Source organism: Streptomyces sp. NPDC054849, assembly GCF_053610945.1.
Window position 1 is genome coordinate 87,064 of the sequence record NZ_JBSGZI010000012.1, and the last position, 25,495, is coordinate 112,558.

15 protein-coding genes and 1 pseudogene are annotated in these 25,495 nt (G+C 69.0%); 9 read left to right on the forward strand and 7 right to left on the reverse strand.

Translation table 11 applies throughout. The features are described from left to right. Nucleotides 1-12 precede the first annotated feature (12 nt). Nucleotides 13-276 carry a DUF397 domain-containing protein gene (locus ACWGIF_RS08375; protein WP_453492928.1) on the reverse strand — a complete coding sequence of 88 codons (264 nt, stop codon included), beginning with the start codon at nt 274-276 and terminating at the stop codon, nt 13-15. Further along, nucleotides 273-1,121, reverse strand: coding sequence for a helix-turn-helix domain-containing protein (locus ACWGIF_RS08380; protein ID WP_453492931.1), 849 nt, complete (start codon nt 1,119-1,121; stop codon nt 273-275). Before ACWGIF_RS08380 ends, ACWGIF_RS08375 begins: the two co-directional genes overlap by 4 nt. A gap of 148 nt (nt 1,122-1,269) precedes the next feature. On the opposite strand from ACWGIF_RS08380, the gene ACWGIF_RS08385 reads away from it, so the two are divergent. From ACWGIF_RS08385 to ACWGIF_RS08395, 3 genes are all read left to right on the forward strand, one after another. Beyond that, entirely contained in the window at nt 1,270-1,710 is a 441-nt protein-coding gene (locus ACWGIF_RS08385) for an ATP-binding protein (RefSeq protein WP_453492934.1), read from the forward strand. Nucleotides 1,711-1,810: 100 nt separating this feature from the next. Then, on the forward strand, nt 1,811-2,221 hold the full coding sequence (locus ACWGIF_RS08390; RefSeq protein WP_453492937.1) for an effector-associated constant component EACC1: 411 nt from the start codon (nt 1,811-1,813) through the stop codon (nt 2,219-2,221). Then, the gene (locus tag ACWGIF_RS08395; protein WP_453492940.1) at nt 2,218-6,087 is read left to right on the forward strand and encodes a caspase, EACC1-associated type; all 3,870 of its coding nucleotides are present in this window, start codon (nt 2,218-2,220) and stop codon (nt 6,085-6,087) included. The genes ACWGIF_RS08390 and ACWGIF_RS08395 overlap by 4 nt, the downstream gene beginning before the upstream one ends. A gap of 43 nt (nt 6,088-6,130) precedes the next feature. On the opposite strand, the gene ACWGIF_RS08400 is transcribed toward ACWGIF_RS08395, so the two are convergent. After that, nucleotides 6,131-7,177, reverse strand: a complete 1,047-nt coding sequence (locus tag ACWGIF_RS08400; RefSeq protein ID WP_453492943.1) for a beta family protein — start codon at nt 7,175-7,177, stop codon at nt 6,131-6,133. Between the two features lie 266 nt (nt 7,178-7,443). Here ACWGIF_RS08400 and ACWGIF_RS08405 point away from each other — a divergent pair, with 266 nt between their 5' ends. The 4 genes from ACWGIF_RS08405 (at nt 7,444) to ACWGIF_RS08420 (ending at nt 18,585) form a co-directional block, all read left to right on the forward strand. Continuing rightward, the gene (locus ACWGIF_RS08405) at nt 7,444-8,676 is read left to right on the forward strand and encodes an AAA family ATPase (RefSeq protein ID WP_453492946.1); all 1,233 of its coding nucleotides are present in this window, start codon (nt 7,444-7,446) and stop codon (nt 8,674-8,676) included. After that, on the forward strand, nt 8,673-9,299 hold the full coding sequence (locus tag ACWGIF_RS08410) for a hypothetical protein (RefSeq protein WP_453492949.1): 627 nt from the start codon (nt 8,673-8,675) through the stop codon (nt 9,297-9,299). Before ACWGIF_RS08405 ends, ACWGIF_RS08410 begins: the two co-directional genes overlap by 4 nt. 107 nt (nt 9,300-9,406) lie before the next feature. Further along, on the forward strand, nt 9,407-16,345 hold the full coding sequence (locus ACWGIF_RS08415; RefSeq protein WP_453492952.1) for a DEAD/DEAH box helicase: 6,939 nt from the start codon (nt 9,407-9,409) through the stop codon (nt 16,343-16,345). Further along, on the forward strand, nt 16,342-18,585 hold the full coding sequence (locus ACWGIF_RS08420; RefSeq protein WP_453492955.1) for a UvrD-helicase domain-containing protein: 2,244 nt from the start codon (nt 16,342-16,344) through the stop codon (nt 18,583-18,585). Before ACWGIF_RS08415 ends, ACWGIF_RS08420 begins: the two co-directional genes overlap by 4 nt. A 556-nt stretch (nt 18,586-19,141) precedes the next feature. Here the strand turns inward: ACWGIF_RS08420 and ACWGIF_RS08425 are convergent. From ACWGIF_RS08425 to ACWGIF_RS08435, 3 genes are all read right to left on the reverse strand, one after another. After that, nucleotides 19,142-19,759: a hypothetical protein gene (locus ACWGIF_RS08425; protein WP_453492958.1), complete on the reverse strand. Its 618-nt coding sequence runs from the start codon at nt 19,757-19,759 to the stop codon at nt 19,142-19,144. Nucleotides 19,760-20,148: 389 nt separating this feature from the next. Continuing rightward, the gene (locus ACWGIF_RS08430; RefSeq protein ID WP_453492961.1) at nt 20,149-21,486 is read right to left on the reverse strand and encodes a class I SAM-dependent RNA methyltransferase; all 1,338 of its coding nucleotides are present in this window, start codon (nt 21,484-21,486) and stop codon (nt 20,149-20,151) included. Between the two features lie 169 nt (nt 21,487-21,655). Beyond that, a complete protein-coding gene (locus ACWGIF_RS08435) occupies nt 21,656-23,722 on the reverse strand; it encodes an APC family permease (RefSeq protein ID WP_453492964.1) in 2,067 nt (688 codons plus the stop codon). Nucleotides 23,723-23,941: 219 nt separating this feature from the next. Here ACWGIF_RS08435 and ACWGIF_RS08440 point away from each other — a divergent pair, with 219 nt between their 5' ends. Together ACWGIF_RS08440 and ACWGIF_RS08445 are read left to right on the forward strand one after the other, a co-directional pair. Continuing rightward, entirely contained in the window at nt 23,942-24,610 is a 669-nt protein-coding gene (locus ACWGIF_RS08440) for a potassium channel family protein (protein ID WP_453492967.1), read from the forward strand. Further along, nucleotides 24,607-25,269 carry a potassium channel family protein gene (locus ACWGIF_RS08445; protein WP_393750659.1) on the forward strand — a complete coding sequence of 221 codons (663 nt, stop codon included), beginning with the start codon at nt 24,607-24,609 and terminating at the stop codon, nt 25,267-25,269. Before ACWGIF_RS08440 ends, ACWGIF_RS08445 begins: the two co-directional genes overlap by 4 nt. Here the strand turns inward: ACWGIF_RS08445 and ACWGIF_RS08450 are convergent. After that, a pseudogene (locus ACWGIF_RS08450) lies at nt 25,266-25,495 on the reverse strand (hypothetical protein); the annotation flags it as partial. The gene ACWGIF_RS08445 and the pseudogene ACWGIF_RS08450 sit on opposite strands and share 4 nt — an antisense overlap.

The window sequence follows — 25,495 nt, forward strand, 5'->3', positions numbered from 1 at the left end:
CCTTGGTAGGTCTTACTGGATCGCGAAACTGACGAACGAGGTCCAGGCGGCCGGGCTGACCATCAAGCTGGGACGGGCCGTGTCCTTCGAGTCGCGCGCGTGAACACCGTGAGGGCAGGCGGCCGTCTCGACGCACTCGCCGCCCTCCTCACTGCTGAAGCCGGACTTGCTCCACTCCAGGGCCACTTCAACGCATTGACCGCCGTCACCTGCGCTGTAGCTGCTCTTGAACCAGGCGAGCGCACCAGCCCCACGCCTCGACCGCTCCTCGTTCATCTCTCTCCCAGCAGTTTCTCGACCAGCGCCAGCGACTCCTGTGGGGTGTTCGCCTGCGCACGAAGCGTTCCGTACACGGCCTCCAGCTCCCGCACCCTGCTCCGTTCAGTGTGCAGGCGGCTGTCGCTTTGTACCTCCGTGTAGGCGATCCTCCGCCCATCCTTCGTTTCCATCAAGGTGAAGGGGCCTCCCAGCCCGGCATGCTCCTCTAGGCACAGCGGCATCACCTGAATGTCAACGTTCCGCTCCTGTCCCAAGAGGATGATCTGCTCCAGCTGTCCTCGCCATACCTGCTCACCGCCAATTCGCCGACGGAGCACGGCCTCTTCGATGATGAAGCTCAGGTGAGGACGTGGTCGCCGAGCAAAGACCGCCTGCCTCGCCATGCGGGCCGCGATCCGCTCATTGATCAGCTCTTCTTCCAACAGCGGCCGCCACAAACGGAAGACAGTCCTGGCGTAGTCCTCGGTCTGCAACAGGCCATTGACCACATGCGTGTCGTAGACGTGGAGCTGGACCGCCTCCGACTCCAACCTGGCCGCGTCACGGAAGAACGCCGGGAACTGCGCTCGCTCGACCTCCTCCTTCATCTCCTTCAGGACGCCGCCCGCGTCCAGCAGCTCATCCGCCTGGTCGATGACCTCCGGCGGCGGAACCCTGCGCCCCTGTTCGTACGCGGCGATGGTGGAGACCGAGTAGCCCAGCCGCTCGCCGAACTCGGTGCGTTCCAAGCCAGCCCGTACGCGGAAGCGTTTGAGCTGGCGGCCGAAGGCCCGTAGCACCCCCGCCCCTGAGTCAGGCTCAGGCCCTGGGGGCTCCTCAGCCGATTGCGTCGGTTCGCTCATGCCCGGCATCACCTCCATCGGCCAACGCCGCTCCGCGTCCGCCGTCACGCTCCGCCCCGCCTACACGCGCAGACCGATCGCCTACCACTACCCGCTGTAAGCGCACCGTCCCTTTCCACGGTAGGGGCGTGGCGGAAGCGTGGACCCCATGAACAGCGAAACTTCCCCCGCACCAGACGCCCTTGAGTTCTCGATGCACTTCACCTCCTCACCCCGCGGCGCCCGCCTCGCCCGTCGACTCGTCTCCCACCGGCTCGACACCTGGGGCCACCCGTACACCTCCCCCGCCAACGAGACCCTGACGCTGATCGCCGCCGAGCTCACCGCCAACGCCGTGCGCCACGGCCACGTCCCCGGACGGGACTTTCACCTCCGCCTCACCGGAACCAGAGAAACCCTGCGCATCGAAGTCACCGACACCCGCACCGAGCGTCTGCCCCTGCTCTCCCACCGCGAGCCGCCCGGTAACGCCGAGTCGGGGCGCGGGCTACTGATCGTGGCCCGGCTCGCAAGCCGCTGGGCGATCTCACCGCGCACCAACGCTCCCGGTAAGACGGTATGGGCGGAGCTGTGCGTTTCACGCCATTGACCAGCGGGTTTCGGCTATGCGAGGGGTCGTCACGCCCAACCCCCGATAGCCTCGTCGATCCGTGTGTCCGCCGCACGGGCAATCAAGGGGGACAGTGAACGTGAGCGCCATCCACGCGGGCCCGGCCGGCTACCGCATCTCCATCGTCGACGAAGACCCGCTCCGCGCCCGGCGCGAAGCACGCGAGCTGCTCACCGCGATCGCCGAAGCCGACCCGCAGGCCGCCCTCGACATCCCCCGTCCGCAGGCAACCGAAGACGACCTCCCCATCCCCAAGGGCGGACAGGTCACGGATCTGATCGGGCTGGTGTTCAGCGGCGGTTCCATGGTCGCCGCCGGTGTCCAGGTCTGGCTGGCCCGCGTGCCGCAGCGGACCATCGTCGTCACCCGGCCCGACGGAGCCACACTGAGCATCTCCGGCAAGCAGGCCCGGGCCGACGACGAGCAGATCGAGCGGTTCCTCTCCGGTAGCTCGGAGGCCGGCCACGAGGACGGACCGGCCGCGGAGTGAGTGACAACGACCGGTACGCCATGCTCATCGGCGTATCCACGTACGACAGCGACCGCTACCACGATCTGCCGCCCGTCCGGGCCGACCTGCACTACATGCAGGCGGTGCTGGAGAGCACCGAGATCGGCATGTACAACGACTGCGCAATGGTCCCCGAACCGACGCGCGCCGAGATGCTGCACGCCATCGAGGAGTTCCTGGAGGCTCGGCAGCCCAGCGAGACCGCCCTGCTCTACTTCAGCGGGCACGGGGAGTTCTGCGAGGCAGACGGCCAGCTGTACTTCCTCACCCGGGACGCCGACCCGGACGACCTGCCGGGCACCGCCGTGCCGGCCGAGTTCCTGGAGCGGATGCTCCAGTCCTGCCGGGCCTCCTCGAAGGTCGTGCTGCTGGACTGCTGCTCCAGCGGGTCGGTCGTACAGGGATGGACCGCCAAAGGCGGAGCCGACTCGAACGATCGGCCCGCGCCCAGCACCCTGCTGCGGCCGACCGGCGTGTACTTCATCACCGCCTCCGACGCCCTCCAGACCGCCTCCGCCATGGCGCCGGCCGGGTCCACCCTCGGTACCTCCCGGTTCACCGGCGAGATCGTGGAAGGCCTGCGCTCGGGGCGGATCAAGGACAGCGGCTGGATCACCCCGGACGACCTCTTCGAGTACCTCACCTCGCAGATGGTGCGCAACGGCGTGCCCCAGGAGCAGCGGCCGACCAAGTCCACGATCCGGGCGACGAACTCCTTGCCGCTCGCCCGTTCCGTGGCGCGATCCGTGAACCTTCCCGCCCCGCCCCGCGACGCCGCCGGCCAGGCCGCCCAGGCCTCCCCCGCGCTGCTGAAGGCACGTGCGCTGGCCGGGCTCGATGCCCGCGACGGCGTCGACTGGCAGCGGCTGCTGCGCTACTACGTGCACTGCCTGGGTGCGCAGGCCGCGTCGGGCATGCTGCCGGACCGGGACAGTGGGCGGGGCTCCGCGTACTTCCTGCTGGGCCAGGGGGCCGAGACGATTCAGTCCGGGCTCGGGACCGCGCTGCCCGCTCCCTCCCAGCTTCCGAAACCGAAGAGCCGGGTTGCCCAGGCGGATGGCGCCGGGCTGCAGGAGTACTGGTACGGCTATCCGGCCATCACCCTCCCCGAGCGTGGCGGAGACGCCCGGCGGCGGACCGCGGTGCAGATCGCGCCGTTGCTGATCCAGTCGATGGAGCTCGCCCCCGACGAGGAGGGCCGCGACAGGCTCCGTCCGAGCGGGGTGCCCTCCCTGCACACGGGGCTGATCACGGAGCTGCTGGACGACGACGCAGCCGCCGACCTCCTCGCCCGGTGGCAGCCGACCTGGCAGGAGGGCAACGGCGCGCAGATGGTGAAGGCCGTGCGGGAACTCCTGACGGAGCTCGGCGTTCCGGAGTTGGAGCCCCTCGACCTGTCGGCGCTCAGTGAGCGGTCCGTGATGGACTCGCTGCGGCCGGGAGCGCACAACGCCGCCGTCCTTCTCGCGCCCTCGGGCGTGGAGCGGGTCGCGACCGAGGCCCTCGTGGACAACCTGCTCCAGATGTCCACGCGGACCGGGCAGATTCCCGGCACCGCGCTGGACGCGCTCCTGACGGCCGGCAGCAACGCGGACACGAGCCGTGAAACGCCCTTCGTCGTCGCCCCGGGGCCCTGCAATGAGAGCCAGGAACTGGTGATCTCGTCGGCGATGACCCGCCCGCTGACCGTCGCCACCGGGCCACCCGGTACCGGAAAGAGCGAGGTGGTGACCGCCGTGGTCGCGACCGCTGTCGCCGCCGGCCAGTCCGTACTGGTCGCATCCACGAACAACGAAGCCGTGAACGTCGTGGCCGAGCGCTGCGACGCGATCTCGCCGGGGCTGCTCATGCGGACCGGCAACGCGGCGGCGCTAGAGCGCGAAGCCGCGAAGCTGGAACGGCTGCTCGCCCAGCCCATCGAAGCCCCGGGGCGGGGGTCGGCGACCGTGGCGGGCGAGCTGCGCAACCGGCACTCCCGGTCGGCCGCGCACCGAGCGGAGGCGGCGCGGCTGGTCGGTGACGAGATGCGCCTGCTGGAGCTGCTGCGGCAGCGTGCCCGGCAGGTGGACGAGCTCGGGCTGCCGGTGGAGCTACTGGCTGCAGCATGGGCCGACAGCGAGGTCACGGCGCTCGCGCGTTGGGAGGAGCGGGCCCGAAAGGCCGCCGGTGCCGGGTGGTTCGCCCTCGGCCGATGGCGCAGAGGGCGGGCCCTTTCCGCGTTCGTCGCCGCGTCCGGCACGGATCCGGCCGGCCTCTGGCCGGCGTGGGCCTCGGCGCGGCCGGCTCCGCCCGAGCTCCTCCTCGCCCTGGCGGAGGCCCTGGCCGTGGAAAGCATGCTGCGGGAGCTCGTACCGCAGCTCCTCGGCCGGGACGAGGAAGGGCTGAAGCAAGCGCGGCTGGAGAGCGCAGCCGGATTGTCGGAGGCGTCGGGTGAGCTCGCCCGGGCCGTGGCAAGCGAGGCCATGGTCCGCGGGCGGTCGCTCATGGGCCAGCGACTCCAGGCACTGCGCCAGCGCTCGGGCTTCCAGAAGAGTCAGCGCAATCTGATGGCGCACCTCAGGGGGTGGGCCATCAGCACCCACTCGGTACGCCAGCTGGAGCTCGTCCCCAAACTCTTCGACCTTGTGGTGATCGACGAGGCGAGCCAGTGCTCGATTCCGTCGGTCCTCCCCCTGCTGTTCCGGGCCAAGCGGGCGCTGATCATCGGCGATCCCATGCAGCTCGGGCACATTCCCGGCATCACCGCACAGCAGGAACGGCAGGCGCGCGTGCGGGCCGGTCTGAGCGCGGCGCAGCTGGAGGACCACCGGCTCGCCTACCACGTGTACGCCTCGTATCACGCGGCCGCACAGCACGGTGAGGCGGCACTGCTGCTCGACGAGCACTACCGCTGCCACCCGTCGATCGCGGACATCGTCAACGGCTACTGCTATGCGGGCCAGTTGCAGGTCCTCACCGACGTGCGGAGCCAGGTCCCGGCAGCTGATCCGTTCGGTACGGCCGATCCGGCACCGGCGCTGGGCTGGGTGGACGTGCCGCACGGCGAGTCCGCTCGGGGCGGCGGTGGCCAGTCCTGGCGCAACACGGCAGAGGCGGAGCAGGTACGGAACACGGTGGACGAGCTGCTGGCGCGACTGCCCGAGCATGCCACGGTCGGGGTGGTGACTCCCTTCCGGGCACAGAAGGAGGTGCTGGCCCGTGTCTGGGCGGACGACGACCGGGTCAGGGTGGGCACCGTGCACGCTTTCCAGGGCGGACAGCGCGACGTCATGGTCCTGAGCCCGGTGGCCACCGGCAACACGCCGCCCCGTACGACGCACTGGGTGGCGAGCCAGGTCAACCTGTGGAATGTCGCCGTCACCCGGGCGAAGTCTCAGCTGATCACCGTCGGCAGCCACGCGTTCTGGCAGGGGCAGGCGGGACTCCCCGCGCTGCTCGCGGAGCGGTCGGCTGTGCTGCGTGCGGGGACGTACACCGACCAGGACACGGCCGTCAGGGCGGAGGCGGCTTCCGGGTTCCGCGAAGAGCTGGCCGACCGGCTCCAGGAGTACCTGGACACATGCGGCATCACCGATCTGGAGCGGGCGGCCGTGGTCGGCGGGCACACCGTGGACCTGCTGTTCACGGTGGACGGGGCGAACACGGCGGTCATGATCGACCCCGGTCCCCAGCACGACCAGGACCCGGCGCGCCATCTGCGGCTGCACCACGCGCGCGGCGACCTGCTGGTCGGACTCCCCTCCGGTGGGACCGGGGCGAAGGCGGGGCCGGTGGCCCGTACGGTACGGGTGCCGGCCTGGCGAATCCTGGCCGGCAGGCCGGCGTTGGAACCGCTGCTCGCCTGAGCATCCCAGAACCGGGGCAAGACCGCGAGGGGTGCGAGCGGGGTCAGCCCTGCAGACTTCGGACGACGTACGTCATGTGCTGAACGTTGCCAACGCGGAGCCAGACCGCGGCGTTGCCCGTGCCGGTCGCACCACGGCCGTGCGCGCAATCCCGCAACCAGCTCTCGCCCGCGCTGGCCGTCGCACCGCGGAAGTCTGGCAGTTCGAGCAACTGCCGGGCTGCCGCCCGGTTGACGGAGGCCCGATCCTCACCTCGCGCCAGTACCTTGCCAAGGACGAACTGCTCGGCCGTGGTGTAGCGGAGCACGCCCCAGGCAGGGCCTCCCTTGCCGGACAACGGCGCGCGGCCGATGTTCCGTGCGGACTGGGTCCCGTAGTCGCCGTAGCTGAGCCAGGTCACGTATCCGCGGTCGCTGCCGGTCAGCTCACGCCAGGTGTGACAGTCCGCACGGGGCTCCGTGCGCAGCCCCTGCTCCAGCATCTGGGCAGTCACCTCGGGGAACCCGCCACCGAGGACTGCGGTGGTCCGCCAGGGCGCCAGGGGTACCAGTGCATCGAGCGCACGCAGCGCCTCCTTTCCGGCATCGGGACGGTCACTGCGGACCGCCCCCATATCGAGCAGGAGGTCCGCCTCGTCGGCCGGGCCCAGGCAGGCGAGCAATTCCCTGACGGTGTGAGTGGCGTCGTCGTCCCACTCGCCGGGGAGGGGTATCCGTATGCCAACGCCGCTGCCACTACGCCGCGCGGCCTCGAATGCTGCGGCCTGCTGGAACCCTGGGCGGTCCGGCCCGGTGACCGGCCGCAGAGCGCTCGCCTCACCCAGATTCGACAGCACCGCAGTGAACGAGCGCAGTTGGGTACCGTCGGCAAACGGGGAGTCGACCCATGCCGGATGGTGGCGCTGCGCCCTGCTCACGGCATGCGCCTCCCGCCCTATGTGCCCGGCGAGTACTTCAGGAGGAAGCCCAGGGCGCGGGGGTAGGTTCCAGAGCGGGGTGACGGCCCGCTGAATGGCCGGACTCAGCTGTTGGTACGCCGCGATGGCGTGCGGCTTTGCCGGCAGGACGGGAACGTACAACGATCCGGACATGGCGGCTCCCCCTTGGCTCTGCCCGTGCCCTTTTCCCCTTCCATTCAGGGTCTTCCACCTCGGGGTTTCACGGAATGACGCCTTTTCAGCCCGAGTGGCTGGAACGCGCAAGTACCTGGTAGGGCTGTGACCGGAGAGGTACTGTTCGTGTTGCTCGGCAGCCGAACCTTCCGCGTGGCACGCACGCATGACAGTGCGTCTGCTGTGGCTGACTCCTGTCGAACCGGCCGAGCTGCGCCCGGCTGCTCCTTGATTGGGCACGAGGCTTGAACCACGGGATACTCGGACTTACGGTCCGGAACTTCCGCACCCTGACAGACATCACGCTGCCGCTGGGCCCTCTGACGGTCATGGTGGGACCCAACGCCGCGGGCAAGTCGAACGTCCTGCACGCCTTGGAATTCCTGGGCGATGTCGCGCGGCGCGGGATCGAGCCGGCCCTCAATGACCTCGGCGGTTTTGACGTGCTGGCCTTCCGCGGAGCCAGCCGGCCCGTGTCTCGCCTCTCAGTCGGTGTCGAGGGAGTCTGGTCGGACTTCGCCTCCGCTGAAGAACCCGATCGCTACGAATTGAGCATCTCCCACCCCCGCCTGCCAGAGACATCGCGTAGGCGGTACACGACCTACAGGCGGGAACGCTTCACTCAGCACCCCGAAGACGGGATCGAGACCTCGATCGAGCTCTCGAGCAGCTCACTTACGTTCACCAGCAAGTTGGAAGCGGACGGAGCGTCCGTCCCACTCACAGTGGGACGGATGGATTCCGTGCTTCACCAGGCCTCGCCCCTCCCTCAAGAGAGCCCCTCAGCCGCAGCGGTGCGGGACATGGCGCAGCACCTCAGGGAGATCCGGGTCTTCGACCCGGACGTACGTGCTGCTCGGCAGCCTGCCGCAATCAGCAAAGCTGGACACCACCTCAGCGATGATGCCTCGAACCTGGCCGACTTCCTGAAGACTCTGCGCGACGTCAGAGACGAGCACGAGGATGGTCGCAGAGTCATTTGGGAAGCGCTGCTGGACGATGTGAGGACGGTGGTCCCCCAGATCTCCGACATCCACCTGGTGGACACGCCCGGAAGAGCCGGATACCTCTCCGTCGAGCTCGAGGAGAACAGCCTGAGGGGGCGCACTCGTCTGCAGGACGCGTCGTTCGGCACCGTACGCCTCCTCTGCCTGCTGGCTCTCTTCCATGACCCGAACCCCCCTCTTCTGACGTGCATCGAGGAGATCGACCACGGTATCCACCCTCACGCCCTCGAACTCCTCGCAGGAAGGCTGCGCGAGGCCAGCCGCCGAGCGCAGTTCCTGGTCACCACTCACTCGCCGGCATTCGTCAATGAAATGGAGCCGGACGAATTCGTCGTCTGCGAACGAGGAGAGGACGGGGCATCCGTCATTCCTGCTCTCACAACGGACGAGGTCCGTGAACGTATCGAGGCCTCCGAAGGCATGCCCCTCGGCGAACTCTGGTTCGCCAACACCCTGGGGGGTGGCCTGTGAGCCCCAAGGGCAAGCCGGCCAAGCAGAACCGGCCAGTCATAGTGGTCGCGGGTGAGAGCGAGAACGACAGGCAAGTCCTGCACCATCTCATCCGCTCCCTGCACCCCGGCAAGAAGATCGTGAACATCCGAAGGAAGACTGTCCTCAGCACGGCAGAGAAGCATCTGAGCCCACGTGTGGACGAGCTTCGCAGGCTCGTGAACACCGCTGCTGTCGGGGCAGACCTTGCGGGCGTAGTCGTACACGTCGATCTGGATGCCGTAGACGAGGCGCGCTACGTCAAAGTACGTGAACGCATCGCACCGGAGCTCAGCAAAGCGTTCCCCTGCCCCTCCGCTCTCGCCTTGGCCGCCTACGAGACCGAGGCATGGCTCATGCAGTTCCCCAAGGCCTTCTCTAATCTCAACTCTGGTTGGACGCTTCACGCCAGGTACCGAGGGTGTGATCTCACCAGAGTGAACGACCCTAAGAAAAGACTCGTCGAGCACCGCTGGAATCCTTCCTATCGCGAGTCCGACGCACCGCGCATCATGGAGAAGGCCTTCGAGAAGGGCATTCTCATGCAGCCGGACGGAAATAACCGCTCGTACAAGGAGTTCATGGACGAACTGTCCGCCTGGTAGCCCGCGAGTAGGAAACCGGGCCTACCTACCACAGCGCAGACGCCGGAGCACGGCGCATATACGGTGGTACTGATCATCAGGGCATCGGCAAGACAAAGGGGACCGTCGTGAAGCCCACCATGGCCGCCGCCCAGCTGCGCGGCAGTCTGACGCAGTACCTCACGACGACGTACGCCCTCGCCGACGAGGACACCCGGCGGGCTCTGGAACGCTTCCTCGGCCACCCGGAGACGGGCATCTTCAGGGGCCCCTACCTCCGGATCAGGACCCCGTTCCACCGCGCCGACGACAGCTGGCAGCGGGAGCTCGACTGGACGGCTGGCTTCCCCGGCTTCGCCCCCTACCGGCACCAGGCCAAGGCGTGGACACGGCTGTCCACCCTGCACGGTCCCGCCCAGCCGACGCTGGTGACCACCGGCACCGGATCCGGCAAGACCGAGTCGTTCCTCATCCCCGTTCTCGACCACTGCCGCCGACAGCGGGCCCATGGCCACCGCGGCATCAAGGCGGTCCTGCTCTACCCGATGAACGCCCTCGCCACCGACCAGGCCGGGCGCATCGGCGAGTACCTGAGCCGGCCGGAGCTGACGCAGGTCACCGCAGGCCTCTACATCGGCGACCGGCCCGACACCGACTTCCGACGGGTGATGACGCGGCGCGAGGAAATGCGCGTAACGCCGCCCGACGTGCTGATCACCAACTACAAGATGCTCGACCTGCTCCTCCAGCGCGGTGAGGACCGTTCGCTGTGGGAAGGCGCTGACCTCTCCTACGTCGTCCTCGATGAGTTCCACACGTACGACGGGGCCCAGGGCACCGACGTGGCGCTGCTGCTGCGCCGCCTGGCTTCCGCGACCGGCGCGTCACGGCCGGGCAGGCCGCTCGGGTCCATCTGCCCGGTGGCGACGTCGGCCACCCTCGGAGAGGGCACTGCGGGCAAGGAAGCCGGCGGCATTCTCGATGTCGCCTCGCGCGTGTTCGGAATGCCCTTCCCCGCCGACTCGGTCGTCGGGGAAGAGCGGATGTCGGCCGAGGAGTTCACCGGCGCCGTCGACTACGAGCTGCCGGAGCCGCCGGGGCCTCAGGAGGTCATCGCGGTCTCGGGCGGTCCCGGCGTGGAGGCGCAGCCCGATCTGCTCGACCTGGACGGCCTGGCCGCCAAGATGCTGGGCCGCTCCGGCCTCGACGCCTTCCGCATCGGGCGGCTGCTCAAGCGGCACGATTTCACGCACGGCGTCCTGTCGCTGCTGGGCGGGGAGCCGTTGGACGAGTGGGGACTACGGGACCGGCTGGCCCGGTTCGGTTACGCCTGGGGGCGCACCGCGCGGGAGAATCCGCACCTCGTTCTTCAGGCCCTGTCCCGGTTCGTCGCCCTGCTGTCGGCCGCCCGAGACCCGGAATCCGATGAGCGCAGCCCTCGCCCTCTTCTACACATCGAAGCGCACCTGTGGGTCCGGCCCGTCACCCGCGTCCTGCGCGGCGTCGGACCATCCCCGGAGTTCCGCTGGTACGAGGACAACCGCACCGCTGCGCGCCGGGCCGCCCTGAACGCCGCTCCGCTCGCCGACGAAGATCCTGACGGGCCCTCCGGCGGTTGGCCGTCGGCGAGCCGGCCACAGCCGCTGCCCGGCACGGATACGGCCGTACGCCCGGCCGAGGTTCACCTGCCCGCCGTGTACTGCCGCAACTGTGGGCGCTCCGGCTGGGCAGCCCTGTCCCCCGAGACTGATCCGCAGCGGCTGGTCATGGCGCAGGACCGGATCTGGCGGGCTGCCGTGGGCCGGGACAAGCGGCGCATCCGCTACTTCATCTCCGCCACGCAGCGAGAACGGCAGCAAGTCTTCGATGCGCTGACCGGGGCCCGGCCGTCGGACGGCGGTGTCGATCCCCTGTCGGTGGTGGTGCTGGACGGCGGGCAGGGCACCTACCGGCTGCCGGTGTCTGCGGATGCCACCGAGCTGATCGATGCCTGGTTCGCTCTGGCCCTGCTCGACAAGAAGTCTGCCGACCGGGCTGCGAAGGACGACCGCTGCCCCGCCTGCCATACCGACAACAGCATCCGCTTCCTGGGTACCTCGCAGGCAGCCCTCGCTTCGGCGACCGTCACTCAGCTGTTCACGGGTGGCGAGATCGCGCTCGTTCCCGAAGAGCGCAAGACGCTGCTCTTCAACGACTCCACCCAGGACGCGGCACACCGGGCCGGCTACGTGGCCAATGCGTCATACAAGTTCTCGCTGCGGTCCCTCCTTGCCCACAATCTGGACGAGTCGGGGGCGCCGACCGCGCTCAACGACCTCATCGGTCATGTGCTGGAGTCCGTCGACGACCCGGATGCCCTGGCCGCCGTCGTGCCACCCGACCTGCACGACGAGCCAGGGGTCGACCGGCTGCTGTCGGGGCGCGGAACCGGCGACGCCCGCACCTGGAAGCTGATCGGCGAGCGCCTCGCCTTCGCCACCGTGATGGAGTTCGGGCTGCGCAGCAGGATGGGGCGCACCCTGGAGCTGACGCGGACCGCCGCGGTCGAGGTCGTCGTGGACGAGCCCGACCGGGTCACGGACATCGCCCGCGATCTCCATCTTTCCCTGCCGGGGCAGCTCCTGACCACGGGCGGGCTGCCCACGCCCGAGCGCTACCTCGCCTACGTACGGGGGATCCTGGAGCGGCTCAGGTTGCGTGGTGCGGTACACCACCGCTGGCTCGACACCTGGATGAGGGAAGCCGGTAGCAACCGGTACCTCATCTCCGGCCGCAGGCCCGACGGCATGCCCGCCTTCCCCGAAGGCGTCGCTCCACCGCGCTTCCTGCTGGACGGCCAGAAGGACAAGTCCGAGTTCGAAGCCATCACCGGACGGCTGGGCTGGTACCAGGACTGGACGCGCAGGTGCCTGGACCTGGATGCGGCCGGCGCCACAGAGTACCTGCGCAAGCTGCTTCCCGCCCTCGCCGACCAACGGGTACTCGCGGCACGCACCACGAAGGACCGGCAGACCAGGATCTACGGGCTGCAGCCCGGGCACATCCAGGCGCAGTTGCTCGACGACTCCGTCGTGAACAAGGCATTCGTGGGCTGTGAGGACTGCGGCTGGCAGCAGGTCGTGGCGCCCGAGCGCCTCACCCGCTGGTACGGACACCCCTGTCCCCGCTACCGGTGCAAGGGACAGCTGACCGCTCCCCAGCCCGGTGTGCCGAGGAGCGGTTCCAGTTCTTCCGGGTTCGGTGGGTCGGTGCGTGAGCGTGACTACACCGGCGACTACTACCGTCGGCTCTACTTGACCGGTGGCACCTTCCGGGTGGTCACGGCAGAGCACACGGGCATGCTGAGCCGGCCCGAGCGGGAGCGCGTCGAGCGCAGTTTCAAGGCCGGTACGCACTACACCGACCCCAACGTCCTGTCGTGCACGCCGACCCTGGAACTCGGCATCGACATCGGTGAGCTGTCCGCCGTCCTGCTCGGCTCGCTGCCCGCCGGGCCTGCCAACTATGTGCAGCGGGCAGGTCGGGCCGGACGCCGGACGGGCAACGCGCTCGTGGTCGCCTTCGGCGGGCGCAGGGCCCGCGATCTGTACTACCTGGACGAGCCGCGCGAGATGATCGCGGGGACGATCCTGCCTCCGGGCTGCTACCTGTCCGCTGTGGAGATCCTGAGGCGGCAATACACGGCACGGCTGCTGGACCTCGCGGCGCGTGGCGAGCTGCTCACCTCCGATGGCGAAACGCTGGCCCCGGTGCCCCGGCTGTCCTCGGCTCTGTTCGGCACCACGGGCTGGTGCCAGGACCTGGCAGACGCGGCGCAGACTCACGGTGCCGCGCTGGTCGAGGAGTTCCTCAGCCTCTTCCCGGACGGCATCGGGCCCGAAGCCTCCGATGGGGCGGGGGTCTCCGCGTACGCTGCGGAGGAGCTGAAGGCCTACGCCACCGGCGGGATCGTCAGGGCGCTGCAGGAAGCCGAAGAGGACTGGACGGGCCGGCGTGAGGAACTCCGTCGCAGGATCGCTGCGATCGACGAGGCTGCCGGACATCTGGTCCGTACGGACATCGTGCAGGACCGTGAGCGCCGGGAGCTGCTCGCGGAGCGGCGCAGTGCCGGGGACCTGCTTCGTGAGCTGAGCCAGTCCAGTGCCCACGGCACCCTGGTGGAACTGGGGCTGCTGCCGAACTACAGCCTCACCGACACCACCACCCAGTTGGAAGCAACCCTGTACTGGACGGAGACCCGGGACGACGAGGAGGGTGCGCGGGCGGAGAATCCCGCTGCGGATGCGGCAGGCCGGATCTACCGCAGCGAGACGCGCGACTACGAGCGCTCCCGCAAGCTGGCCCTGACGGAACTCGCCCCCGGCAATAGCTTCTACGTCAACGGCTACCGGCACGTGGTGCGCGCGCTCGACGTCGGCAGCTCCGACCGCAGGGCCTGGTCGGTGTGGCGGCTCTGTCCCTCGTGCGGGTACGCCCGTACGCACCACAACGCCAAGGAGGATACGAGTCCGTGCTCCCGGTGCGGCGGTCGGGAGATCGCCGATGCGGGATGCGTGCAGTACGTGCTCCAGCCGAGGCGGGTCATCTCTCGTGACAAGCGGGACGACGCCCGGGTACGAGACGACCGTGACGAGCGGGACCGTCGCCACTATGCGGTGCTGACGACCGTCGACATCGACCCCGAGCGGATCGCCCCGGGCTCCTGGCGGCACGAGACAGCTGTGTTCGGCGTGGACTTCACCCGCCAGGCGAAGATCCGGACGTTCAATCTGGGGCTCGACCGCGAGGAAGGCAGCAGCACCACACCGCTCGCAGGTGCGGACGTGCGGCTCAATCCCTTCTATGTCTGCACCAGTTGCGGAGGAGCCACCGCAGAGGGACGTCCTGTTGTGGACGTTCCTCAGCACGCGTTGACCGAGTCGGGGGCGACGAGCACCCCGGCAGCAGCACACCACCTGTTGTGGTGTCCGCGCCGCCGGGGCAAGGGGACGTCCGGGGGCGACGCAGGCGAGCAGCAGGGCAAGGGCCAGGACGTCCCGTTGCTCCTGGCCCACGAGCTGAGCACCGAGGCCGTGCGCGTCCTGCTGCCCGCCTCCGTGGCCCGGGCCAAGGAACGCCTGGCCTCGTTCACCGCCGCGTTGTTCGCCGGGATCGCCGCCCAGTACGGTGGCGACCCGGACCACATCGACATCGCCGAGGCGACGATGCCCGATCATGCGGGCACCGACAGCTCGGACTGGCCGCGGCGGTTCCTCGTGGTCTACGACCGCCTGCCCGGAGGCACCGGCTACCTGCACCGGCTGGCCTCCGCCGACGGTTTCCGGGACGTGCTGCTCAAGGCGCGCGAAGTCATCGAGAGCTGCGGCTGCCGCGAGAAGGGACTCGACGGCTGCCACCAATGCCTGCTGCGACGCGTTCCGGCGGCCGACTACGACAAGGTCAGCCGCAACGAGGTGCGGCAGATGCTGGACGATCTGCTGGGCGCGGACGGTGAGCGTTGGCAGACCGCACCGGTCGAGACGACCCGGCACATTCCGCTGGAACGGCAGGCGGAGAGCGACCTCGAGATCATGTTCATCGACACGCTCCAGGACTGGGCCAGGCTGTCCGAGTCCCAGGCCGCAGCCGACGCGTACACGACCTCGGCCGGTACGTACGCCCTGGATCTGCGGCTGACGGCGGCCGACGGCACCACCGTGAGCTGGCGCGTCTCACAGCAGCGCGCGCTGGACGGCACACGGCCCGACATACTCCTGGAACGCCTCGATGCGCCCAGCCCGCGTGTTGCCGTGTACCTGGATGGCTTTGCTTACCACGCGACCCCCGCACACAACCGGCTGGCCGACGACGCCGCCAAACGCACCGGACTGCGCAGCGAGGGGCTGCGGGTGTTCCAGTTGACGTACGACGACGTCAAGGAGTGGCGCGAGCGTGTGCGTGACACCGGGTATGCGGGGGCAGGCCCCGTGGACCCGGTCTGGGAACCGTATGGAACGGATGCGCAGAACCGGGCGCGTGACTACTACAGCCGGGTGGGCAAGGGGCTGCCCGGTGAGCTGTCCGACTCGGTGTGGGTCAATCCGGCCCGGCTGCTGCTCGCCTATCTGCGGTCGCCGGACGCACTGCGCTGGCAGCGCCGGGCTGAGGCTGCTGCCGCCGGTCTGATCGGGACGGCGGGCGTCCGCGGCGCTGTCTTCGGATCCGACACTGTCGGTGTGGGCATCCAGGACGCGCTGCAGGACCGAACGGTCACCGGCTCTGCCGGGCCCGTAAGACTGGTCTACGGGCCGGACGCCTCCGGCTGTCGGCTTGTCCTTGCCGCAGACGGAAGGCGCACCCCTCCGGTGTGGACGGGGCTTGCGGTACTGGACGACAGTGCGGCGGCCCTGGCCGATGCTCAAGTGCATCGGCGGCGCTGGCGGGGCTGGCTGTACTGGAGCAACGTGCTGCAGTTCTTGGAGCACGGCGGCGGCGACAGCGTGCAGCTCACCAGCAGTCTTCTCGACGGCTTCACGCCCGACGTGCTGACCGTGACCGGCGGTGAAGGGTGGCTGCCCTCCACCCGGATCGGGATCCCGGTAGCCGACCCTGTCTTGGCCGTCACCTCCACGGCACCTGTTGAGGAGGTCGCCGACGTCCCGGACGGCGAAAGGACAGGTACCCCAGTCGAGTCGCCCGCGGCGCCGGCAGCGGGAAGAGATCCGGCATGGGACCAAGTGCTGGAGTACCTGGATCCGGACGAGGCCGGCCTGGTGGACCTCGCCCGGGCACTCGCCGATGCGGGTGTGCCCGCCCCCCAGGACGGCTACGAACTGGACGAGCGGGGTTGGCAGGCAGAACTCGCCTGGCCTACCGTCCGCACCGGAGTGGTCCTGGCCCCCCGCGCAGGAGGTCCGGAAACAACCGAGGAGCCCGACTACGAGTCCGCCGACCGGGACGAGGCATTCGCGGCAGCCGGCTGGGACGCACGCACCGCCACGGCCTGGGACGCTGCCGAGCTGATCGCCCGGTTGACCGGGCAAGCCCAGAATCACAACAGCACCAACAACGGGGAGCACAGGCAATGAACACCTCGGGCGTGACGTTGCGCCTGCTCGACAAGGCCGACAAAGAGATCCTCAAGCTCCCCCGCACGGTCAAGGGCGCCTTCTTCGACTTCCAGCACAAGTTCAAGGCCAACCCGCACACGACCGGGCTCAAGCTCCAGCAGCTCAAGGGCGACAGCAGGTTGTGGTCGGCGCGCGTCAGCGACGACTACCGTGCCCTGCTGCTCAGACTTGCCGATGACGACTGGCTGATCGTCTCCGTCAAGCACCGCAAGGACGTTTACGACCGGCTGTCCTACGCCGTCAACCAGGTGACCGGCGGTATCGAGTACGTCGATCTGGAGGTGGTGGAGGAGAGCGTCCTTCGCCGTATCCCCGCCCCGCCTTCGGCCCCTGCCGCCGCACCCGAACCGGTCAAACCCCAGGAACTCTTCGCCGACTGGTCCGACACCCAGCTGTCGGATCTCGGCGTAGCCGAGCCGTTGCTACCGGTCATCCGGACTCTCACCACGGAAGACCAGCTCCTCGGATTGATCGAGTACGCCCCCCAGCTCACGGGTGAGGTGCTGCTCGCACTCTTCGACGGCAAGTCGTTCGACGACGTGCTCGACCAAGTGACGACCCCCGTCGCCGCCGCCGAGCCAGTCGATCCGGAGGACTTCCAGGCTGCCGCCGAGCGCCCGGCCACGGTGGTGACCACGTCCGACGAGGCCCTGCGAGAGGCGCTGGAGGGCGGCGACTTCGGCCGCTGGAAGGTCTTCCTCCACCCCACGCAGGCCAAACTCGTGGAACGTCGCTACTCGGGCCCCGCCCGGGTAGGGGGCGGCCCCGGCACCGGCAAGACAATCGTCGCCCTGCACCGGGTACGTCATCTCGTACGACAGCTGCCGCCCGGCCGTGACAAGCCGGTCCTCCTGACCACGTACAACAAGAACCTCGCCGCAGATCTCCGTTCGCGTCTTCTGGAACTGGGCGGCGAGGAGCTCGTGGCCCGAGTCGACGTGAGCCATGTCGACCAGCTGGCGCTGCGTATCGTGCGAGAAGCCGAACCCGGCAGCGGCAAGCAGGCGATAGACGACAGCCAGGCCGTGCGCGAATGGCGTGCGCTCCTGGACGAGCTGGGCGAGGAGGGCTGGGACCCCGAGTTCCTGCACGACGAATGGACCCAGGTGATCCTCGGCCAAGCAGTCGCCACACGGACCGACTACTTCCGTGCGCGTCGCGCCGGGCGCGGCCGGAACATCACCCGCGGCGAGCGCGCCGAGATCTGGCAACTCGCCGAACGCTTCACCCAGCGCCTCGACCGCCTCGGACGGCAGACCTGGGACCAGGTGGCCGAGCGCGCCGCGCGGCTGGAAATCGGGCGCGAGCAGCGCATCCTCTCGATCGCGCGTCAGCGGGAGGAGGCGGGAGGGCTTGACAACATCCACCTCCAGGACGGTTCAGGGGGCTGGCTGCGCTACCGGTACCGGCACATCATTGTGGACGAGGCACAGGATCTGCGCCCTGCGCACTGGAAGATGCTGCGTGCCATGGCCCCTCGCCAGGCCGACGACTTGTTCCTCGTCGGCGACACCCATCAGCGCATCTACAAGAACCAAGTGACACTCGGCAGCCTCGGCATCAACATCAGGGGCCGTTCCTCGAAGCTGAGCCTGAGCTACCGCACGACCCGGCAGATCCTCCGCTCGGCCCTCGACGTACTGGGGGAGACCTCGTACGACGACCTCGACGGCGCCGACGAGACGTTGGCCGGATACCGGTCCGTGCTCAGTGGGCGGGTGCCTGCCGGTCACCCGTTCGCCGACTGGGGGGCGGAACGGGAAGGCATCGCGGCTCTCATCAAGCAGTGGGACGAGGACCCGGAGTCGAGGATCCCGCACGAGCAGATCGCGATCTGCGTGCCGACGAACCAGATGGCGACCGAAGTCGCATACACACTGAGTCTGCACGGAATCCGCCCCGTGGAGATCCGCTCCGACGGCCCGAACGGGAGTGAGGGCGTACACATCGGCACCATGTTCAGGTTCAAGGGGCTTGAGTACCAGCGGATGATCATCGCCGGCGTGACCGATGGTCTGGTGCCGCGTGAGACCGTCAGTCGTCTTCGTACCACCGATCCGGTGCGCTACCGCCATGAGATGCAGCGCGCCCGTTCCCTGCTGTTCGTCGCGGCAACACGCGCGCGGGACAGCATGGACGTGTTCTGGCACGGAACGCCGAGTCCCTTCCTCAGCCCGGCGTTGGCAAGCAGCTGCTAGTGAGACTCAAAGCAGGAAGGGCAGGGCGGGCACCCGGCCGGCCCTGATCCGCACAGGACGAGCGCCTCGTCGGCACGGGTTGAAACGGGAGGGGGCTCCTCGGTCCGCCGTGGCGGATGGGGGCCCGCTCCAGGTTCGGCACTGGGCACAGAGGTACCGAAAATCCCTGTCAGGGCCCGGCCCAGCAGCTCGCGCAAGGGCGGGAATACGGCCGCCGTGCTCAGTAGGCCCATGACGGCCATCATGTCCGTGGCCGCTCCACCGCTCGGAAACACGGCCGCACCTGTGAAGAAGGCCGCAGCAGCCACGAGCCAACCGGCTCCGCGCAGCATACGGTGCCACCATGGGGCCGCGGTCGTGAGCGCTGCATCGTCTGATGCCGGTACGTCAGCCAGCAGGTGCGCGCTCACGACAACGAGGCTGTTGCGCTGGTCTCGGCCGCTACAACTGTGTTGCAGGGCATTGGAGACCAACCGGGCCATGTCGCATACGGCCGTGCTCCGTTCCTCCCCCTCGGACAAGAGGTAACGCTCGTGGAGGTGTCCGAGTGCCGCGATCAGCCGCTCCGTATACTGGCGGACCCGCGCTCGTGTGGTGACCGGCACGGCAGTACCAGCACCTCAAGGAAGAGTGCAGCCTTCGTGGTTGCCAGACCGGCCGCGTCGGAAACAGCGACAGCCCTTACGTCGGCAGCCATGAGAGCGATGGACACAGTGCCGTATCCCGCGAGGGCCACGAACATCCACAGGGACGCGAGCGGCGTCCCCGGCGGTGCGGGGTGCAGCGGCAGAAACGGCGCCCAGGCGATGAACAGGGGCGTCGCTTGGAAGGGCACGGCGGCACACCTACCGGCGAGGAACCGGTGCCACCGGTCGACGAGCTGCGTCCTGTCCGGCCTGTCCGCCGCGGGTACGCCCTTCTCCCCCAGGCCCGCCAGCAGCGCCTCGACGCGCATTTCGCAAGCCCGCCGCCGCACAGCCTTGACGCCCGGGATCCAGCACACTGCACGTCCCGGCACACGGCTGCGGGTGAGCCACAGCATGCCGATCCACATGGCCTCGAACAGCGTCCAATAGGCCCAGTAGTAGGAGAACTCCACAAATGCCGTCCACGCCATGGACGGCAGATTGGCAGGCGGCGCAGGCGGGCCACTGCGGAAGGAGAAAAAGTTCACCCCTCGGATACAGCCAGAGTCCCTGCGGGACGGACTATCCGGATCACAGTGCTGAGGGAGGAGCCCTGTTCCCGCTGACTGGTGATGTCGTCAATGTCGAGGGCGAGGTCTGCTAGCTGCATGAGGCAGAGCTGGACCTCTATGGGAGGGCTCACCCCTCGGCTCCCGATTGGCGGTGTGGGCACGCCGGTTCAGGGTCGGACGGCGATGAAGCTGGCGAGCGTCATTCGAGCGTCAAGATTCTGAGAGACCCGGCGACGTTGCCGCGGGATTTCTGTGCTCGTCACCCAAAGCAGCAGGTCAGCCAGCCCCAGCTGTGGCCGTCTGCTTCGACCTGTTGTTTATACGGAAACAGGTCGAAGCAGGCTTAGAAACCCAGAAACCGCAGGTCAGGCGCCCTTCGTCACCGGCTCCAGGATCGCCACGCACTCCACGTGGTGGGTCATCGGGAAGAGGTCGAAGACGCGCAGGGTGCGGACCTTGTAGCCGTTCTCCTTGAAGTAGCCCAGGTCGCGGGCCAGCGCCGCCGGGTCGCACGCCACGTACGCGATGCGGCGGGCCGAGAGGCCCGCGATGTGGCGGACCGTCTGCTTGCCCGCGCCCGCGCGGGGCGGGTCCAGGACGACCAGGTCGCACTCCGTGATCCCCGTCTTCGGGAGGATCTGCTCGACCTTGCCCTGCTCGATGCGCACCCGGGGGAAGTCCTCCAGGTTGTGCCGGGCGTCCTCCACCGCGCGCTTCGTCGTCTCGATGCCGAGCACCGCGCCCGTGTCGCCGAGCCGCTCCGCCAGCGCGCCCGCGAAGATGCCGACGCCGCAGTACAGGTCGAGGGCCATCTCGCCCTTGCGCGGCATCAGGCCCTGCATGACGGCCTTGATCAGGGTGTCGGCGGCCTGCGGGTGGACCTGCCAGAAGCCGCCCATGCCCACGCGGTACGTACGCCCGTCCGCGCGCTCGCGCACGAAGGGGCGGCCGTGGACGCGGTGGACGCCGCCGTCCTTCTCCTCGACCCGGAGGACCGAGACCGGCTTGTCGAGTTCGACGAGGGGGAGGCGGCCGCCGGGGCGCGGGGTGACGACGACCTGTCGGTCGTGGGAGCCGGAGGCCGCGATGGCCTCCACCGTCTCCATCTGGGGCCAGTCCTGCTTCTCGATGCCCAGCTCGCTGACGCCCGGCGCCGCGATCATGCAGTGGTCGATCGGCTCGATCTCGTGCGAGCGGTGCTTGCGCAGGCCGACGGTGCCGTCCTCGTCGATGGCGAACTGCACGCGGGTGCGCCACTGCGGCACCTGCCCGGCCGGCAGCTTGTCGCCCTCGGCGGGCATCACGGTGCCGTCCCAGCCGGCTTCCTCCGGGGTGAGGCCGGCGAGCCGCTTCAGCTGCTCGGCGACGACCTCGCCCTTGAGCCGGCGCTGGGCGCCGGGCTTGGCGTGCTGCCAGTCGCAGCCGCCGCACTTGCCGGGGCCGGAGTACGGGCAGGGGGCCTCGACGCGGTCCTTGGAGGCGTCCAGCACGGTGATCGCGTCGGCCCGCAGGTAGCGGGAGTCGACGTCGCCCTCCGTCACCCGAGCGATGATCTTCTCGCCGGGCAGGGTGTGACGGACGAACAGGACCCGCCCGTCGGACGTACGGGCGATGCAGTGGCCTCCGTGCGCGACGGGGCCGACCTCGACCTCGTATTCCTCCCCGACCAGTGACTGCTTCTCGTTCTGCTCGACGCTCGTCATGGTGGGGAGACTCCAAAAAACTGAAAAGGAAAACGGCCGGACGACCGACCCACCAGTTTACGTGGATCTCGTCCGGCCGTTCACCAACCTGTTCGGCGCCACCCGTTCCGTGCCGTCTGTTCGGCGCCGTCTTGTTCGGTGCCGTCTTGTTCGGCGCCGTCTGTTCGGCTCAGCCCTTCTCGGTGGGTTCCTTCGGGGGCCGCGGGGCCGCCCGCGAGGTGTCCACCGGTCCGCGGCGCACCGCGCCCGGGGCGTTCCACTCGGCCCGCTTCTTCGCCCGCCTCTTGGCGAGCTCCGAGGACTCCAGCTGGTAGGGCACCGAGGTGACCATCACGCCGGGGGTGAAGAGCAGCCGGCCCTTGAGCCGCAGCGCGCTCTGGTTGTGCAGCAGGTGCTCGTACCAGCGGCCTACGACGTACTCCGGGATGTAGACGCTGACCGCGTCGCGCGGGTTCTCGGTGCGCAGGCCCTTCACGTACTCCACCACCGGGCGGGTGATCTCACGGTACGGCGAGTCGAGGATCTTGAGCGGGACGTTGATCCCGCGGCGGTCCCACTCCTCGCGCAGCGCCTTGGTCTCGACCGGGTCGACGCTGATGCTGAGCGCCTCCAGGGTGTCCGAGCGGGTCAGCTTTGCGAAGGCCAGGGCGCGCAGCGTGGGCTTGTGGACCTTGGAGACCAGGACGATCGAGTGGACGCGGGAAGGCCGCACGCTGTCGTCGCTCGGGCCCTCGGCCGCGGCGATCTCCGCGGAGACCCGGTCGTAGTGCTTCCGGATCGCGCTCATCGTGCCGTAGAAGATCACCATGCCGAGCAGGGCGACCCAGGCGCCATGGGTGAACTTGGTGGCGAGGACGACGACCAGCACCATGCCGGTGAAGAAGGCGCCGAAGGTGTTGATGGCCCGGGAGCGGTGCATCCGCCGGCGGGCCGCGACGTCGCGCTCCGTCTTCAGGTGGCGGTTCCAGTGCCGGACCATGCCGATCTGGCTCAGCGTGAAGGAGACGAACACGCCGACGATGTAGAGCTGGATCAGCTTGGTCGAGTCCGCGTCGTAGATCCAGACGAGCAGTATGGCGGCGCCCGCGAGCAGCACGATGCCGTTGGAGAAGGCGAGCCGGTCGCCGCGGGTGTGCAGCTGGCGCGGCAGGTAGCGGTCCTGGGCGAGGATCGAGCCGAGCAGCGGGAAGCCGTTGTACGCGGTGTTCGCGGCCAGGAACAGCACCAGCGCGGTGGCCGAGGCCAGCAGGACGAAGAGGAAGCTGCCGTTGCCGAAGACGGCCTCGGCCACCTGCGAGATCACCGGGTCCTGGACGAATTCGGGGCCGACCGGGACTCCGTCCTTCAGCAGGTCATTGGCGGGGTTCTCGGCCATCCGCACATCGGTGGCCATCGCCAGGCCGATGATCCCGCAGAACATGGTGACCGCCAGGCCGCCCATGTAGGCGAGGGTGGTCGCCGCGTTCTTGCTCTTGGGCTTGCGGAAGGCGGGTACGCCGTTGCTGATGGCCTCGACGCCGGTCAGGGCGGCGCAGCCGGAGGAGAAGGCGCGCAGCAGCAGGAAGACCATCGCGAAGCCGGCCAGGCCCTGCTGCTCGGGTTCGATCTCCAGGTCGGCGGTCGGCGCCGTCATGTTCTCGTCGAGGACGATGCCCTTCCAGGCACCCCAGGAGATCATGATGAAGACGGCGGCGACGAACACATACGTCGGGATCGCGAAGAGCTTGCCGGACTCCTTCACGCCGCGCAGGTTCATCAGCGTGAGCAGCAAGATCATGACGATCGCCGAGAGCACCTTGTGCTCGATGACGAAGTGCACGGCCGCGCCGAGGTTCTCGACGCCGGAGGAGATCGAGACCGCGACGGTCAGGACGTAGTCGACGAGCAGGGCGCTCGCCACGGTCAGGCCGGCCTGGGGCCCGAGGTTGGTGTTGGCCACCTCGTAGTCGCCGCCACCGCTCGGGTAGGCGCGGACGTTCTGGCGGTAGGACGCGACGACGGTGAACATCAGCACGACGACCGCGAGGGCGATCCAGGGGCTGTACTGGTAGGCCGACACGCCCGCGATCGACAGGACCAGCAGGACCTCACCGGGGGCGTACGCCACGGAGGAGAGCGGGTCGGATGCGAAGACGGGAAGCGCGATCCGCTTGGGAAGGAGGGTTTCACCGAGGCGGTCGCTGCGTAGCGCCCGGCCGATCAGGATCCGTTTGGGCACGTCGGTCAGTTTGGACACGCAGAGGATCGTAAGCGTTCGAAATCAGACTGACGAACCCACACCCCCGCATCGTGCAATCCCGCCGCAATTCCTCCCCGAGCGCACCACGACTGCACGGCAAGAGGCCCCACCGGTGACCGCCCGTGTGTAGCTTGGGCCATGGTCTGAGACCCTGTTAAACCAGAGCATGCAATGAGGCTGGGAACCAGCGAGTCGCTGTCAGCCGGAAGGACGGCCGTGCACATCGTCATCATGGGCTGCGGAAGAGTGGGCTCCGCCCTCGCGCAAACCCTGGAACAGCAGGGGCATACGGTCGCCGTCGTGGACCAGGACCCCACCGCATTCCGCCGGCTCGGCGCCGGATTCGGCGGCCGCCGCGTCACCGGGGTCGGCTTCGACCAGGACACCCTGCGGGAGGCGGGAATCGAGGACGCGGGCGCCTTCGCCGCCGTCAGCAGTGGTGACAATTCGAACATCATCGCCGCCCGCGTGGCCCGGGAGATGTTCGGCGTCGAGAACGTCGCCGCCCGTATCTACGACCCCAAGCGCGCCGAGGTCTACCAGCGTCTCGGCATTCCCACCGTCGCCACCGTGCGGTGGACCGCCGACCAGATGCTGCGCCGGCTGCTGCCGTCGGGCGCCGAGCCGCTGTGGCGTGACCCGAGCGGCGCCGTGCAGCTCGCCGAGGTGCACACCTCCACCGCCTGGATCGGGCACAAGGTCAGCAAGCTCCAGGAGGAGACCGGCGTCCGCGTCGCCTTCCTCACCCGCCTGGGCGAGGCCGTCCTGCCCACGTCGGCGACGGTCCTGCAGGAGGGCGACCTCGTCCACGTGATGATGCGCACGGACGACATCGACAAGGTCGAGGCGGCGTTCGCCGAGGGGCCTGAGGAGGCACACGCATGAGGGTCGCGATCGCCGGGGCAGGCGCGGTGGGCCGCTCCATCGCGGGCGAACTGCTGGAGAACGGCCACGAGGTGCTCCTGGTCGACAAGGCGCCGACCGCCATCTCGGTGGAGCGGGTGCCGCAGGCCGAGTGGCTGCTGGCCGACGCCTGCGAGATCACCTCGCTGGACGAGGCGGCGCTCCAGCGCTGCAACGTGGTCATCGCGGCGACCGGTGACGACAAGGTCAACCTCGTCGTCTCGCTGCTCGCCAAGACGGAGTACGGGGTGCCGCGCGTGGTGGCCCGCGTCAACAACCCGAAGAACGAGTGGCTCTTCAACGAGTCCTGGGGCGTGGACGTCGCGGTCTCCACGCCGCGCCTGATGTCGGCCCTTGTGGAGGAGGCCGTCAGCGTCGGCGACCTGGTGCGCCTGCTGCGCTTCAGCCACGGCGACGCCAACCTCGTCGAGCTGACCCTGCCGGCCGACTCCTCGGTCGCGGGCACCCAGATCAGCGAGATCACCTGGCCCGAGGACACCTCGCTGGTCACGATCATCCGGGGCAACCGGGTCCTCACGCCGCACGGCGAGGAGACCCTGGAGCCCGGCGACGAACTGCTCTTCGTGGCGGCCCAGGCCCGCGAGGAACAACTGGAGGTCCTCCTCCAGGCCCGCCGCTAGCCCTGCGGGCACGCTCGGCGGTGAAGGGGGCGGGACGGCCGGTCGGCCGTTCCGCCCCCTTCGTCGCTTCCGGCCCCGCAGGGGTTCGAGGCGGGTCCGGGGCGCAGCCCGGTGGCGGGCGTCCGCTCCAGGCCGCAGCCGAAGCAGTCGGCCTGCCCGTCCGGCGGGTCCGACCGGAAGGCCTCCGCGGCCGCCACCGCCCGGTGCCAGGACGGGGCTTCGGGAC